General features: G+C 66.8%; 8 protein-coding genes. 3 read left to right on the top strand and 5 right to left on the bottom strand.

Annotated features, from left to right (window positions below; all coding sequences use genetic code 11):
- Window positions 1-124: 124 nt before the first annotated feature.
- The 5 genes from UAJ10_RS04005 to manD all read right to left on the bottom strand — a co-directional run bounded on the left by UAJ10_RS04005 (window position 125) and on the right by manD (window position 7,621).
- Window positions 125-3,001, bottom strand: coding sequence for a TonB-dependent receptor (locus UAJ10_RS04005; RefSeq protein ID WP_322914070.1), 2,877 nt, complete (start codon window positions 2,999-3,001; stop codon window positions 125-127).
- Window positions 3,002-3,097: 96 nt separating this feature from the next.
- Window positions 3,098-4,786: a GH35 family beta-galactosidase gene (locus UAJ10_RS04010; RefSeq protein ID WP_322914071.1), complete on the bottom strand. Its 1,689-nt coding sequence runs from the start codon at window positions 4,784-4,786 to the stop codon at window positions 3,098-3,100.
- Window positions 4,787-4,993: 207 nt separating this feature from the next.
- Window positions 4,994-5,152 carry a hypothetical protein gene (locus UAJ10_RS04015; protein ID WP_322914072.1) on the bottom strand — a complete coding sequence of 53 codons (159 nt, stop codon included), beginning with the start codon at window positions 5,150-5,152 and terminating at the stop codon, window positions 4,994-4,996.
- On the bottom strand, window positions 5,152-6,312 hold the full coding sequence (locus UAJ10_RS04020; protein ID WP_322914073.1) for an MFS transporter: 1,161 nt from the start codon (window positions 6,310-6,312) through the stop codon (window positions 5,152-5,154). Before UAJ10_RS04020 ends, UAJ10_RS04015 begins: the two co-directional genes overlap by 1 nt.
- Window positions 6,313-6,415: 103 nt before the next feature.
- On the bottom strand, window positions 6,416-7,621 hold the full coding sequence (gene manD, locus UAJ10_RS04025) for a D-mannonate dehydratase ManD (protein ID WP_145751630.1): 1,206 nt from the start codon (window positions 7,619-7,621) through the stop codon (window positions 6,416-6,418).
- A gap of 465 nt (window positions 7,622-8,086) precedes the next feature.
- On the opposite strand from manD, the gene UAJ10_RS04030 reads away from it, so the two are divergent.
- From UAJ10_RS04030 to UAJ10_RS04040, 3 genes are all read left to right on the top strand, one after another.
- The gene (locus UAJ10_RS04030; protein ID WP_322914074.1) at window positions 8,087-8,806 is read left to right on the top strand and encodes a GntR family transcriptional regulator; all 720 of its coding nucleotides are present in this window, start codon (window positions 8,087-8,089) and stop codon (window positions 8,804-8,806) included.
- Between the two features lie 139 nt (window positions 8,807-8,945).
- Window positions 8,946-11,336, top strand: a complete 2,391-nt coding sequence (locus UAJ10_RS04035) for a glycoside hydrolase family 3 N-terminal domain-containing protein (RefSeq protein WP_322914075.1) — start codon at window positions 8,946-8,948, stop codon at window positions 11,334-11,336.
- A 5-nt stretch (window positions 11,337-11,341) separates the two neighbouring features.
- The gene (locus UAJ10_RS04040; protein ID WP_322914076.1) at window positions 11,342-14,239 is read left to right on the top strand and encodes a glycosyl hydrolase 115 family protein; all 2,898 of its coding nucleotides are present in this window, start codon (window positions 11,342-11,344) and stop codon (window positions 14,237-14,239) included.
- Window positions 14,240-14,254 lie beyond the last annotated feature (15 nt).

Consider the following 14,254-nt stretch of genomic DNA (forward strand, 5'->3'; position numbering starts at 1 on the left):
CCAAAGGAAATCCCCGGGGAACGGGCGTCCCCCGGGGATTTTTGTTTTTAACTGCCAAAACTCGAGTTTGGACGGCCCCAGGGAAGGGAGGCCCCTGGGACCGTCGGGGGCACTGAACGGGGACTTAGAACTTGGCCCGGGCGCCGAAGATCACCTGCACGCCGGGGTAATAGATGCTGTAGGGCGAGTTGGAGTGGCCGAACAGCGTGACCAGCGGCTCGTTGGTGACGTTCAGGGCGTCCACGGTCAGGCGGATGCTGTCGTTGAAGAAGGGCAGCTGATAGCCCATGGACAGGTCCAGCTGGCCATGCGCCTCGGCGATCAGCGGCTCGTTGATGTTGTTCTGGGGGGCGTTGGCGGCCGTGGATTGGTCGTTCCAGACATAGTTCACGCTGAGCGACACGCCGTGGCCTTCATAATAGGCCTGCAGGTTGTAGCTGTAGGGCGCGATGCCGGTGGCGAACAGGCCGCTGTCCGAGCTCTGCTCGATATGCGTGCCGTTGGCGGAGAAGCCCAGGCCCTCGACGATGAAGTCCAGCGGCTGCACCCAGGTCAGCTCGATGCCCTGCAGCAGCAGCTTGCTGAGGTTCACCGGCTGGGTCAGCGTGACGGTCGCCACGTTCGGGCCGCCGCGCAGCAACAGGGCCTGCTGCTGGCTGGTCTGCAGGTCGCTGAAGTTGATGCCCAGGGCGGTGAAGGGCACCGTCTTCTGCGTGGTGACGGTGAAGCCGTCGATGTCCTTGCGGAACAGCGCGGCGCCGACGTAGCCCAGGCCGCCCGTATACCACTCGCCACCGATGTCGATGTTGTTGGAGGTGTAGGGCTTCAGGTTCGGGTTGCCGGCGCTGGCCACCTGCGCCGAGATGTCGGAGAAGGTGGTGCCGGGCAGCAGCTGGCTGGCGTCGGCCCGGGTGATGCTGCGCGAGGCCGAGGCGCGCAGCTTGACGTCGTCCGTCAGGCTATAGACCACGTTGGCCGAGGGCAGCACATCGCTGTACCCGGTGCTCAGCGTCTGGTCGACCAGCGCGCCGGACGCGGTCACCAACGGGCTGGTCACGGTCTGGTCGGTGTGGAAGTAGCGTAGGCCCATGTTGATGGCCACGTCATGGCCCAGCAAGGTGTCCTTGGCGTTGCCCTCGGCATAGCCGCCGAAGGTCTTCTCTGAGATGTTGCCGACGGAACCACCGGTCACGGCGCTGCGGGTCTGCGGCGCGGTTTGCTTGTAGTAGTCGTAGTTGGTGGCCTTCTCCAGCGCCGACAGGTTGGTCATGATCCACTGGGTGTACCCGACGTTGCCGCCGGCCAGGTGGCCGAAGTCGCTGATATTCATGGGCTGCAGGTACTGGCCGATCTGGGAATTCGGCACGGAACCCGACAGGCCGTCACAGGTGGCGCCGCAGACGGAGGTCTGGAAGGCCGTGCTGTTGTCGTAGGCGCGGATGATGCGGCTGGCCATGTCATAGGCGCCGCCGACCTTCAGGTTGACGTTGTCGTCGCCGTACTGGGTGTCGATGTGGGCGCCGCGCGTCGTGGTCTCGCGGTACACGTTCTGCACGTTCACGCGGTACCACTTCCAGCCCAGGTTCGGGTCGTTCAGGTCGCGGTTGGGCACGATGATGGGCTGGCCGTTGGCGCCGTTGGCCTGGTAGCTGACCACCAGGCCGGACTGCGCCGGCGTCTGCACGTCGAACTGCGGCTGCTCACGGAAGAAGGTGCTGTGGCCGTAGTTGACCTGGGCATCGACCTTGAAGTCCTTGGATGGCTTCCAGGTCAAGGTGGGGTTGATGTTGTAGAACTCGGTATGCTGGTTGAAGATGTCGTTTTCCAGGAAGAAGCTGGAATTGGCGAAGGTGCCCTGGGTCACGACGTTGTTGCTGTCGACGGTCAGGTTGAAGGGGACCATGCCGCCGGTCGAGGTGGGGCTGGTGCCCGGGCCGGAGTTGCGGACGTACCAGTTCATGTTCAGGCGCTGGTAGTCGCGATCGGACTGGGCCCACAGGCCGTCGATGGCGAAGTGCCATTCGTCGCTGGGACGGTATTCCAGGGACAAGAGGCTGGACACGCGCGAGCGGTCGCCGAAGGTGTAGCTGTTGCGGCCCAGCCGCGGGATCTGCGCGCTGCCCAGCTGCGGCAGGCTCAGGCCGGAGGTCTGCGCCAGGTTCACCGGCTGGCCGGCGGTCAGGCCGGCGACGTTCCGGGGCGCGTTCTGGGCGTAGACGAAACCGTTGCCGGTGCCGACGTCGCCGCTGCCGGCCGGCAGGTTGCCGTCGGTCCAGCCGATGGTCTCGAAGCCGTCGATGCGGGTCGTGGTCTTTACGCCGGACACGCCGACCAGGATGCCGAAGGGCCCCCAGGTGTGGCTGGCGACCATGGCGCCGCGCGGACTGACCTCGCCGTCGGCGTTGGTGTACTGGCCCTGGCCGATCAGGGTGACGTGGGTGCCCTCGTTATCGAAGGGGCGGGCGCTGTGCAGGTTCACGGTGCCGGCGATGCCGCCTTCCAGGGTGGAGGAGACTGGCGTCTTTTCCACGTCCAGGCGGGTGAACAGCTCGGACGGGAACAGGTCCAGGTCGACTTCACGGTTGGCGTTGCCGCCGTTGGTGCCGCCGTCCGACGCCACCGCGATCTGGGTGTTGTTCAGCAGCACCTTGGAGAAGCTGGGGCCGAGGCCGCGGATGGAGACTTGCACGCCTTCGCCGTCGATGTCGCGGTTCAGGTTCACGCCAGGGATGCGGTTCAGCGTTTCGGCCAGGTTGGTGGCCGGCAGCTTGCCGATGTCCTCGGCGAAGATGCTGTCGCCGAAGGCGACGGAATTGCGCTTCTGCTCGGTTGCGTCCAACAGGCTGCGCCGGATGCCGGTGACGGTGATTTCCTCCAGCGCGGCGTCATCGCCGGCCGAGGCCGTCTGCGCGTAGGCCTGCATCGACATCATGCCCAGCAGCGCGGAGCCGGCCAGGGCGGTGGTGGTCAGTAACGCCTTCCAGTTCTTTGAATATGCCATTTCTTTCCTCCCCTGATCGCCCGCGGCTCCCTCTCCGGATTGGGCGATCTGTTGTTAAGGCTCTGGTTTTGCGCGGCATTCCCGCGCGGGAATGGGTCAGCGGTAGCGGTAGAACGTCACCCGCTGGATCTGGAACTGATCGGGTGGCAGGCGGATGTGCCGGCCCTGGTGGGTCTGGTCGCCGTTCAGGTGGCGTCCCGATACCCAGCGCCCCTGCGCGTCGAACGTGCCCTCGACCGCCTTGTCGATGCCGGCCAGTGCCGGGCCATCGCCCTTGGGGCCGGGCTCGCCGGCGACGGTGACGATCAGGCCGCGGCCGGCGATCAGGTATTCCTCCGGCCCCGTCTGGATGATCAGGCCGCCATGGCTGGCGATGTCTTGCTCCGCCTTGGGCGTCCAGCTGTCGATGAAGCCGACGGTGAAACGGTAGTCGCCCAGGGTGCGTGTGACCGGGGCGTCCAGGACCGTGCCATCCTCCAGCACTCGGGGCTTGAAGCCAGCCATGCGGCCCAATCCCTGCGCCTTCAGGATGGCGGGGGTCAGCTGGCGCAGCAGGCCGTAGGCGTCGGTGATGGCCGCCTGGCTCTTGGGATCGGCGTTCTCGATGGAGAAGGGGCTGAAGCCGAAGGCGTCCAGGTTGCCGATGGCGTAGAAGGCGTTGGCCGGCACCTCGGGCGCCGTCACGTTGTTGGCCTCGGGAATGAACAGCGGGTTGTCCGCCCGCTTGTAGCGCCCGGCCAGGTCATTGAAATTGTGGAAGTAGATGTCGGGCCCGATCAGGTCCAGGCTGGGCGCGCCGGTCTTCCACACGTCGATCAGATGGGGCAGGGGGCCGCCGCTGGGATACTCGCCCGGCGTCTTGCCGGCCCGGTTCAGCGCCACGTTGACATACAGGGGCAGGGGGTAGGCCGCCTTGCCCGCGCGGGCGATGGCGTCGGCGTATTGGGCGTAGGACCAGGCGGTGAACACCTCCTGGCCCGCGTCGGCGTCGCCGAACACCTCGGCCCAGGTGCCGGCGGTCTTGGCGCCGTGGGCCTGCCACAGGGCGCGCAGTTCCGGTTCCACCGCCTTGTCCTCGCGCACGGTGCGCAGCAGGGCCTCCGGCACGGGCTGCGCCCAGGCGGCCTTGGCGGCATCGCCCCATTCGCGCGCCACCGGCAGCATGCCGATCTCATTCTCCACCTGCACCATCAGGACGGTGCCCTTGGCATCCACCGCCTTCAGATGCGCCATCAGGGCCGCGAAGGCCTTGGCGTCGGCGTCGCGGAGCGCCGGGGAGAAGGCGGAGAGGATCTCCACGCTGGCGCCATTGGCGGCACGCGCGCGCGGAAACCGGACCTGGTCGCGCTTCACCCAACCGGGCACGTAGGTGGACATGCTGTTCTTCCAGGCGCCGAACCACAGCAAGACCAGGTGCATGTCCTGGGCGCGGGCGTCGGCCAACAGCCCATCGACGGTGGAGAAGTCGAACGTGCCTTCCTTGTCCTCGATCAATTCCCAATAGACCGGCGACAGAACCGTGTTCAGGTTCATGGCCTTCAGCTTGGGCCAGTACTTGGCCATGTAGGGGCGGCTGGACGCGCTGGAGTTGCCCAGCTCACCCCCCAGCACCAGCAGCGGCTTGCCGTCCACCATAAAGCGGGCGGCGGTGCCCTGGTGATCCAGGGTGGGGGCGCCGAGGGCGATGGGGGAGCACACCCCGGTCGACAGCGCGACCAGGCTGGCGGCCAGTGTCAACCGCCAGGTTTTGGTGTGCCGGCCGGTGGCCGAATACAGGCGTCCCATTCCGCTCCCCTCCCTCAAGCAGCGCGTTCGAGGCGCTTTTAAATGGTAGCGTTACCATTTCCTAGAAACAGCAATAATGTCAATATATTTTTTCAAATAATACTGACATAAATCAGACAGATATTTTAAAAGACAGGCAAATACATTATCGCCCTCAAAAATAAGGCGATCATTTCGGTGAAATTCACTTAAAGATCTTTTTTTCTTTCAGGATGCGGCGCCTCCGCTGTCCGGTGTGGCGGGTCGCAACTGTGGGCTGAGCACCTGGAGGGCCAGCAACGCCAGGGGATAGGCCAGGGCCGCCGTCAGGAAGATGGGGCCGTAGCCGCCCGTGGTCTGCAAAATCCATCCCGTGAACTTGGACATCACCATGCCGCCCACGGCCCCCGCAGTGCCGCCCAGCCCCACCACGGTGGCCACGGCGGAGGGGGGAACAGGTCGGAGGGCAGGGTCATGAGATTGGCGGAGAAGCCCTGATGGCCGGCGGTCGCCAGACCGATGATCAGGACCGCCGCCACCAGCCCGCCGACCCAGGGCGCCGCCAGCACGGGAATGACGCAGGCGGCGCACGCCACCATGGCGACCTTCCGCGACCGGTTGGCGCCCAGACCCCGCCGCATCAGGCGCGACGACAGCCAGCCGCCGGCCACGCTGCCGACGTCGGACATGAGATAGATTGCCACCAGCGGTGGGCCGAAGCTGGACAGGTCCAGGCCGAAGCGACGGCCCAGGAAATCCGGCAGCCAGAACAGGAACACCCACCAGATGGGATCGGTCAGGAACTTGGCCAGCACATAGGCCCAGGTTTGCCGCTGGCGCAGCACCCAGCGCAGGCGCGGGCCCTGGGCGGCGATGGTGGGGGACAGGGTGTCGGAGCGGATGTGGGCCAGTTCCGCCCCGGTCAAGTGCCGGTCCTCCTCGGGACGGCGATAGAACACCAACCACGCGGCCAGCCACGCAAAGCTGATGACACCGGTTACCACAAAAGCGGTGCGCCAATCGGCGACGGCGACGATGACGGGCACCACCAAGGGGGTGACGACCGCGCCGACGTTGGAGCCGGCGTTGAAGATGCCAACGGCCAGGGCGCGCTCCCGCCGGGGGAACCATTCGGCCACGCTTTTCAGGCCTGCTGGGAAATTGCCTGCCTCCCCGGCGCCCAGGGCCACACGCGCCAGGGTGAACTGCACCAGGCCGCCCGCCATGCCGTGGGCGATATGGGCCAGGTTCCAGATGACGAAGGTCAGGGCATAGCCCCAGCGGGCGCCCACCCGGTCGATGACACGGCCGAACACCAGGTAGGCGACCGCGTACGAGGCTTGGAACCAGAAGATGATGTCGGCGTAATCGGTATCGGACCAGCGGAATTCCTGCGACAGCAGGGGCTTCAGCAAGCCCAGCATCTGGCGGTCGACATAGTTGATGACGGTGGCGGCGAACAGCAGGGCCACGACGATCCAGCGCCGCCGGCCTAGCCTGGCCGGCGGTGGGATCGGTGCACCTGTGGCTTCCGTGGGCCACGCCATGAACGTCTCTCTCCCATTCGTCACCGGCGGGCTTTTGGCACCCGCGCGGCGTTGTTCTTATGCAAGGGCGCGGGACAAGGCCGCGCCCGGACCCCAAGTCAACTCACCAGTTCCAGAGCGTGCCGTCCGTCAGGCGGGCCACCGGCAGGTAGGCGGGTTGGTAGGGATACTTGGCGGCCTCCGCCTCATCGATGTCGACGCCATGGCCCGGCGCCTCGCCCGGGTGCATGTAGCCCTGGTCGAAGCTGTAGGCGTGGGGGAAGACGCTCTCGGTTACGTCCTCATGCACCATGCGTTCCTGGATGCCGAAGTTGGGGACCCACAGGTCGAAGTGCAGGGCGGCGCCCATGCACACCGGCGAGAGGTCGGTGGCGCCATGGCTGCCGGTGCGGATCTGGTAAAGCTCCGCCAGGTTGGCGATGCGGCGCAGGTGGGTGATGCCGCCGGCGTGCACCACCGTGGTGCGGATGTAGTCGATCAACTGGTTCTGGATCAGATCCTTGGCATCCCAGATGGTGTTGAACACCTCGCCCACCGCAAGGGGGGTGGTGGTGTGCTGGCGGATCAAGCGGAAGGATTCCTGGTTTTCCGCCGGGGTGGGGTCTTCCATCCAGAACAGGCGGTAGGGTTCCAGCGCCTTGCCCAGCCGCGCGGCCTCGATGGGGGTCAGGCGGTGGTGCACGTCGTGCAGCAGGTGCAGGTCCCAACCGAAACGGTCGCGGGCGGCGGCGAACAGGGTGGGGGCGAAATCCAGATAAGCCTCGGTGGACCACGCCGATTCCGCCGGCAGGCCACGCGTGGCCGGCTCGTAATTGATGCCTTTGGCCACGCCGTAGACGCCCTTCAGGCCGGGCACGCCCGCCTGGACGCGGATGGCCTTGTAGCCTTGGTCGACATAGTGCTGAACCTGATTCAGGGCGTCGTCGATGGTCTGGCCGTTGGCGTGGGCGTAGACCATGACGCCGTTGCGGCTCTTGCCACCCAGCAGCTGATACAGGGGCAGGCCGGCCACCTTGGCCTTGATGTCCCACAGGGCGGTGTCCACCGCGGCGATGGCCGACATGGTGACGGGGCCACGCCGCCAATAGGCGCCCTTGTAGAGGTACTGCCAGATGTCTTCGATGTCGTGCGGATCACGGCCGATCAGGCAGGGGATGACATGATCGGTCAGGTAGGACGCGACCGCCAGCTCACGCCCGTTCAGGGTGGCGTCGCCAATGCCATAAACACCTTCGTCCGTGCGGATCTTCAGGGTGACGAAGTTCCGCGCCGGGCAGGTGACGATGACGTAGGCGTCCGTGATCTTCATACTTTCAGCTCCGAAGGCGGGTCCAGGTGGGCGCGGGGCCGGCCATGAAGTGGGCGGCGGGTCCGGCGATGATCTTCAGTAAGGGCGCCCCAAGATGGCCATGGGGGTTGCGTTCTCTCCCGGCGCGAAACGGGCTGTGCCGTTCGTCAGTTACCATTCATGTATACTACCATACCAGTTAGGTCAACGGGGGATTGTCGCCATGTATCGGCTTTGTCTGGCGCGAGGCGCGGCTCCCATTTCCGGCCGCACCGCAGTCTTGTTTGTCGTCTAGTATGGTAGTATGTATAGGGGGTGAGAGCAACGGCGTTCGACAAAAATGCGGTTCCACCGGGCCAAGCCCTCTGGAAGACGCGGGCCGAATGTCGCAGGGTGGAGACGGGGATGGGCGGGGCGCCGCGACGGCGTTGCCATGCCGGTGACCGTGTCGGCCCGGGCCCGTGCGACTCTAATGGGGTGCGTCTGGTGTTGGCGGAAAATGACCGTGTCGTCCTGAACCGTATCCAGGCGGACAGTGCGGAGCCTGTGGCCCGCCGCGTGTTCCGGGAACTGCGGGGCGCCATCGTCGCCATGAAGTTCCGCCCCGGCCAGGCCATCTCCGAACAGGATATCGCCGACCAGCTGGGCGTCAGCCGCCAGCCGGTGCGTGAGGCCTTCATCAAGCTGAGCGAGGCGGGGCTGCTGTCCATCCGGCCGCAGCGCGGATCCTTCATCGTCAAGATTTCCGTCCGCCAGGTGTTCGACGCCCGCTTCGTGCGCGAGGCGGTGGAACTGGCGGTGGTGCGCCGCGCCGTGGCGGAAATGAAGGGCCGCGACATCGACCTGCTGCGCGACAACCTGCGCGCCCAGGCCAATGCCGCCGAAGACCGTGACCATGCCGGCTTCCTGGAATTGGACGAGCGCTTCCACCGTGACATCGCGCTGCATGTCGGCTGCGAATACGCCTGGCGGGTGGTTGAGGAAACCAAGGCGCAGATGGACCGCGTGCGCTATCTCAGCATGCCGGAGGCGACGCCGTTTTCGCTGCTGATCACCCAGCACCATGCCATCGTCGACGCCATCGCCGACCGCGACGCGGACCGGGCGGAGGCGGCGATGCGTCAGCACCTGCAGGAAATCCTGACCTCTCTTCCCCGGTTGGCCACCCGGTTCCCGGACCTGTTCGCCGACGACGCGCCCTTATAACGATTTGGCAGTTTGGTATGGCCGGCCCCGGCCGGCTCAAGGTTTTGTGGCCATGGTAACGGTACCATGGCGGCCCTGACGGGGCGGGGTGTCCGGGGTTCCGGAGGCCTGGAAAGAATAACGATAGGGAGAAGCCAGCGTGCATAGACGCCATGACTCCATCCATCATCGGATCGGCCATAGGATCGGCCGCCGCCTGGTCCTGGCCGGCGTCGCCGCCGTGGCCATCAGTGCCGCCGCCCATGCGGCCGACAAGCTGGCGATCTATAAGGACGCGAGCGCGCCGGTGGCCGCGCGGGTCGACGACCTGCTGGCGCGCATGACGCTGGATGAGAAGGTGGCCCAACTGATCGCCGTGTGGGACCACAAGCCCGCCATCTTCGACGCGGCCATGAACTTCGACCCGGCCAAGGCCAGCGGCGTCTACCCCAACGGCTTGGGCCAGTTCACCCGCCCCAATGACGAAAAGGGCTCCGGCTCGCTGCGGACCCAGCATTGGCGCGACACAAGGGGCACGGTCGCCATGGTGAACGCCGTCCAGCATTGGGCGGTGGAGAAGACCCGGCTGGGCATCCCCGTGCTGTTCCATGAAGAGGGCCTGCACGGCTATCCCGCCATCGGCCCGACCAGCTTTCCCCAGGCCATCGCCCAGGCCAGCAGCTGGGACCCGGACCTGATCCGCGAGGTCGACAGCGTCGTCGCCCGCGAGATCCGCGTGCGCGGCGTCAGCCTGGTGCTGTCGCCCGTGGTGGACGTGGCGCGCGACCCGCGCTGGGGCCGCATCGAGGAGACCTTCGGCGAGGATCCCTACCTGGCGGGCGAGATGGGCGTGGCCGCCGTCCAGGGCCTGCAGGGCGACAGCCTGCCCCTGGCCGACGGCAAGGTCTTCGCCACGCTGAAGCACCTGACCGGCCACGGCCAGCCGGAAAGCGGCACCAACGTCGGCCCGGCCTCCGTGGGCGAGCGCACGCTGCGGGAGATGTTCTTCCCCCCGTTCGAGCAGGTGATCCACCGTACCAACGTGCGCGCCGTCATGGCCTCGTACAATGAGATCGACGGCGTGCCCAGCCATGTGAACACCTGGCTGCTGCACGACATCCTGCGCGGGGAATGGGGCTATAAGGGTTCCATCATCAGCGACTATTCCGCCATCGACCAGCTGGTCAGCATCCATCATGCGGTGCCGGATTTGCCGTCGGCCGCCATTCGCGCCATCCAGGCCGGGGTGGACGCCGATCTGCCGGATGGCGAGTCCTATGCCAGCCTGGCTGACAGCGTGCGCGCCGGAAAGATCAAGGAAGAGGTGATCGACCGCGCCGTGCGCCGCATCCTTGAACTGAAGTTCCAGGCCGACCTGTTCGAGCACCCCTATGCCGATGCGGACAAGGCCGAGGCCCTGACGGCGAACGGCGAGGCGCGAGCGGTAGCCCTGAAGGCGGCGCAGAAGTCGGTGGTGCTGCTGAAGAACGACGGCGTGCTGCCGCTGGACGCCGGCACGGTGAAGACCCTGGCCGTCATCGGTCCCAACGCCGCGAAGGCGCACCTGGGCGGCTATTCGGGTGAGCCCAAGCAGACCGTCAGCATCCTGGACGGCATCAAGGCCAAGGTCGGGTCCCGCGTGAAGGTGACCTATGCCGAGGGCGTGCGCATCACCAAGGACGACGACTGGTACGGCGACGCCGTCGAATTGGCCGATCCGGCGGAAAACGCCAAGCTGATCCAGCAGGCCGTCGCCGTGGCCAAAACCGCCGACCACATCGTGCTGGTCATCGGCGACAACGAGCAGACCAGCCGCGAGGGCTGGGCCAACAACCACCTGGGCGACCGCGACAGCCTGGATCTGGTGGGCCAGCAGAACGACCTGGCCAAGGCCCTGTTCGCCCTGGGCAAGCCGGTGGTCGTGGTGCTGCAGAACGGCCGCCCGCTGTCCGTGGTGGACGTGGCCGCCAAGGCCAACGCCCTGGTGGAGGGTTGGTACCTGGGGCAGGAGGGCGGCACCGCCATGGCCGACGTGCTGTTCGGTGATGTGAACCCGGGCGGCAAGCTGCCGGTGACCATCCCGCGCTCCGTCGGGCAATTGCCCATGTTCTACAACAAGAAGCCCAGCGCCCGGCGCGGCTATCTGTTCGACACCACCGACCCGCTGTTCCCGTTCGGCTACGGCCTCAGCTACACGACCTTCAATGTAGGCAGCCCGCGCCTATCCACGCCCACGATCGCCAAGGATGGCGCCGTCACCGTGTCGGTGGACGTGAGGAACACCGGGGCGCGGGCGGGGGACGAGGTGGTGCAACTGTACCTGCACCAGCAGGTCGCCTCCGTCACCCGGCCGGTGAAGGAACTGAAGGGCTTCCAGCGCGTCACCCTGGCGCCGGGCGAGAGCCGCACGGTGACCTTCACCGTGGACGGCAAGGCGCTGGCCCTCTGGAACCAGGACATGAAGCGGGTGGTGGAGCCCGGCGCCTTCGACATCATGGTCGGCGACAACTCCGTCGACCTGAAGACCGCCGTCCTGACGGTCACGGAGTGAGGACCATGAAGCGTTTTATCCGTTCCCTTCTGCTCGCCACCGCCACGGTCGCGCTGGCCCCCTCCTTGACGTCAACGGCCTGGGCCCTGGGCCAGCCCCAGTATGTCGAGGGGCAGGCCACACCTGGCGGCTTCGCCATCGTGCAGGGCGGTGCCGCCGCCCGCCTGCATGTCGACGCCCAGGACTATGCCGGCGTGCAGCGCGCCGCGCGGGACCTGGCGGCCGACATCGGCAAGGTCACGGGCGTCACGCCCGCGCTCGGCCAGGACAAGGATCTGGGGGCCATGCCCATCCTGGTCGGCACCCTGGGCCACAGCCCGACCATCGACAAGCTGGCGGCGGAGGGCAAGATCGACGCCGGCGCCCTCAAGGGCAAGTGGGAGGCGTTCCGCATCCAGGTGGTGGCCAACCCCGCCCCGGGCATCGCCAGCGCCCTGGTCATCGCCGGCAGCGATAAGCGCGGCACCATCTACGGGCTGTATGACGTCTCGGAACAGATCGGCGTGTCGCCCTGGGCGTGGTGGGCGGATGTGCCGGTGCGGCACCGCGACAGCCTGTACGTGAAGGCCGGCACCTATGGCGAGGATCCCGCGCCGGTCAAGTATCGCGGCATCTTCCTGAATGACGAGGCGCCGGCCCTGACCGGCTGGGCCCGGGAGAAGTTCGGCGGCCTGAACCACCAGTTCTACGAACACGTGTTCGAGCTGATCCTGCGGCTGAAGGGCAACTACCTCTGGCCCGCCATGTGGGGCAACGCCTTCAACGAGGATGACCCGCTGACCCCCAAGATCGCCGACGAGTACGGCGTGGTCATGGGCAATTCCCATCACGAGCCCATGCTGCGGTCGCAGCAGGAATGGAAGCGCCACGGCACCGGCCCCTGGGACTACGCCCAGAATGGCGAGGTGCTGCGCCAGTTCTGGTCAGAGGGCGTCCGCCGCAACAAGGACTTCGAGAGCATCGTCACCATCGGCATGCGCGGCGACGGCGACATGCCCATGACGGGCGACGCGGCGGCGGCCAACACGGCCTTGCTGGAAAAGATCGTGGCCGACCAGCGCAAAATCCTGGCCAAGGAGGTCAACCCCGACGTCACCCAGATCCCGCAGATCTGGGCGCTCTACAAGGAGGTGCAGGAGTATTACGAGAAGGGCATGCGCGTGCCCGACGACGTGACCCTGCTGTGGTGCGATGACAACTGGGGCGACGTCCGCCGCCTGCCGACGGCGGAGGAGCGCAAGCGCCCCGGCGGTGCCGGCATGTACTACCACTTCGACTATGTCGGTGATCCCCGGAACTATAAGTGGATCAACACCAACTCCCTGCCTAAGGTCTGGGAGCAGATGAACCTGACCTTGGAGTATGGCGCCGACCGGGTGTGGATCGTGAACGTGGGCGACCTGAAGCCCATGGAACTGCCCATTGAGTTCTTCCTGGATTACGCCAGGAACCCCAGCCGCTGGCCCAAGGAGAAGCTGCCGGAGTTCACGGCCGCCTGGGCCGAGCGCGAATTCGGGCCGGAGCATGCGGCCGAGATCGCGACCCTGGTCACCCGCTACGGCATGCTGATCAGCCGCCGCAAGCCGGAGCTGCTGGACGCCAACACCTTCAGCCTGACCGATTACCGCGAGGCGGAGCGGGTGGTGGCCGATTACCAGGACCTGGTGGCGAAGGCGGAGGCCGTCTACCAGGCCCTGCCGGCCGACAACCGCGACGCCTTCTTCCAGCTGGTGCTGCACCCGGCCAAGGCGGCGGCCCAGGTGACAGAACTCTACGTCGCCGTCGGCCGCAACCGCCTGTATGCCGACCAGGGACGCGCCTCCGCGAACGCGGAGGCCGCCAAGGCGCGGGCCCTGTTCCAGGCCGATGCCGACCTGACGAAGCAGTACCACGCGCTGAACGGCGGGAAGTGGGACCACATGATGGACCAGACCCACATCGGCTACGCCTCTTGGCGGGAACCGCATGCCGACATCATGCCGGAGGTACGGGAACTGAGCCTGCCAGCCGAGGCGAAGCTGGGCGTGGCGGTGGAGGGCAGCCGGCACGCCTGGCCCGCCCTGGACGGCAAGCCCGTCAAGGACGCCGCCGTGCTGCCGGACCTGGATGTGGCCAATAAACCAAACCGTTACATCGATATCTTCAACCGGGGATCGAAGCCCTTCGTCTACACCGCCAAGGCCAGCGCGCCCTGGATCATCCTGAGCCAAGCCAAGGGCGCCGTGACGCAGGAGACCCGCCTGCAGGTGGCCGTCGATTGGGCCAAGGCGCCGGCGGGCACCAGCCCGGGCAGCGTCACGATTACCGGGGCCGGGGGCAGCGTCACGGTCCATCTGCGGGCCCTGAACACGCCGGTGCCGCAAGACGGCCAGCCGGCCTTCATCGCCGCCGACGGCTATGTGTCCATGGAGGCGGAGCACTACACCGGCAAGGCCGACGCCGGCGGGGCCGCCTGGCAGAAGATCCCGGACTATGGCCGCACCCTGTCGGGCCTGGCGCCCTTCCCGGTGACCTCGGCGAGCTTCGCGGCCGGGCAGGGGCCGCGCCTGGACTATCGCGTGTACCTGCCGGCGGCGGGGCCGCTGACGGTGCGGGCCATCGTCGGCCCCACCCTGAACTTCGTGCCCGGGCGCGGCCTGCGCTATGCCGTCGCCATCGATGACGAGGCGCCGCAGGTGGTGGACATCCTGGCCATGAACGGGGTCGCCGACTGGTCCAAGTCGGTGGAGGACAACGCGCGTATGCCCACCAGCCGCCACACCGTGGCCAGCGCCGGCTATCACACCCTTCACATCTGGATGGTGGATCCGGCGGTGGTGCTGACCAAGCTGGTGGTGGACCTGGGCGGGGTGAAGCCCAGCTACCTGGGCCCGCCGGAAAGCCCCCGCGTGGCCGCGCGATAAGAAGATGGTAGGGAA

The organism is Nitrospirillum guaranorum, assembly GCF_034653275.1.
Lineage (GTDB): Bacteria > Pseudomonadota > Alphaproteobacteria > Azospirillales > Azospirillaceae > Nitrospirillum.

Bases quoted from the DNA above. Each gene is read 5' to 3' on its own strand.
- UAJ10_RS04005 (WP_322914070.1), bottom strand. From the start codon at position 3,001: ATGGCATATTCAAAGAACTGGAAGGCGTTACTGACCACCACCGCCCTG.
- UAJ10_RS04010 (WP_322914071.1), bottom strand. From the start codon at position 4,786: ATGGGACGCCTGTATTCGGCCACCGGCCGGCACACCAAAACCTGGCGG.
- UAJ10_RS04015 (WP_322914072.1), bottom strand. From the start codon at position 5,152: ATGTCCAAGTTCACGGGATGGATTTTGCAGACCACGGGCGGCTACGGC.
- UAJ10_RS04020 (WP_322914073.1), bottom strand. From the start codon at position 6,312: ATGGCGTGGCCCACGGAAGCCACAGGTGCACCGATCCCACCGCCGGCC.
- manD (WP_145751630.1), bottom strand. From the start codon at position 7,621: ATGAAGATCACGGACGCCTACGTCATCGTCACCTGCCCGGCGCGGAAC.
- UAJ10_RS04040 (WP_322914076.1), top strand. From the start codon at position 11,342: ATGAAGCGTTTTATCCGTTCCCTTCTGCTCGCCACCGCCACGGTCGCG.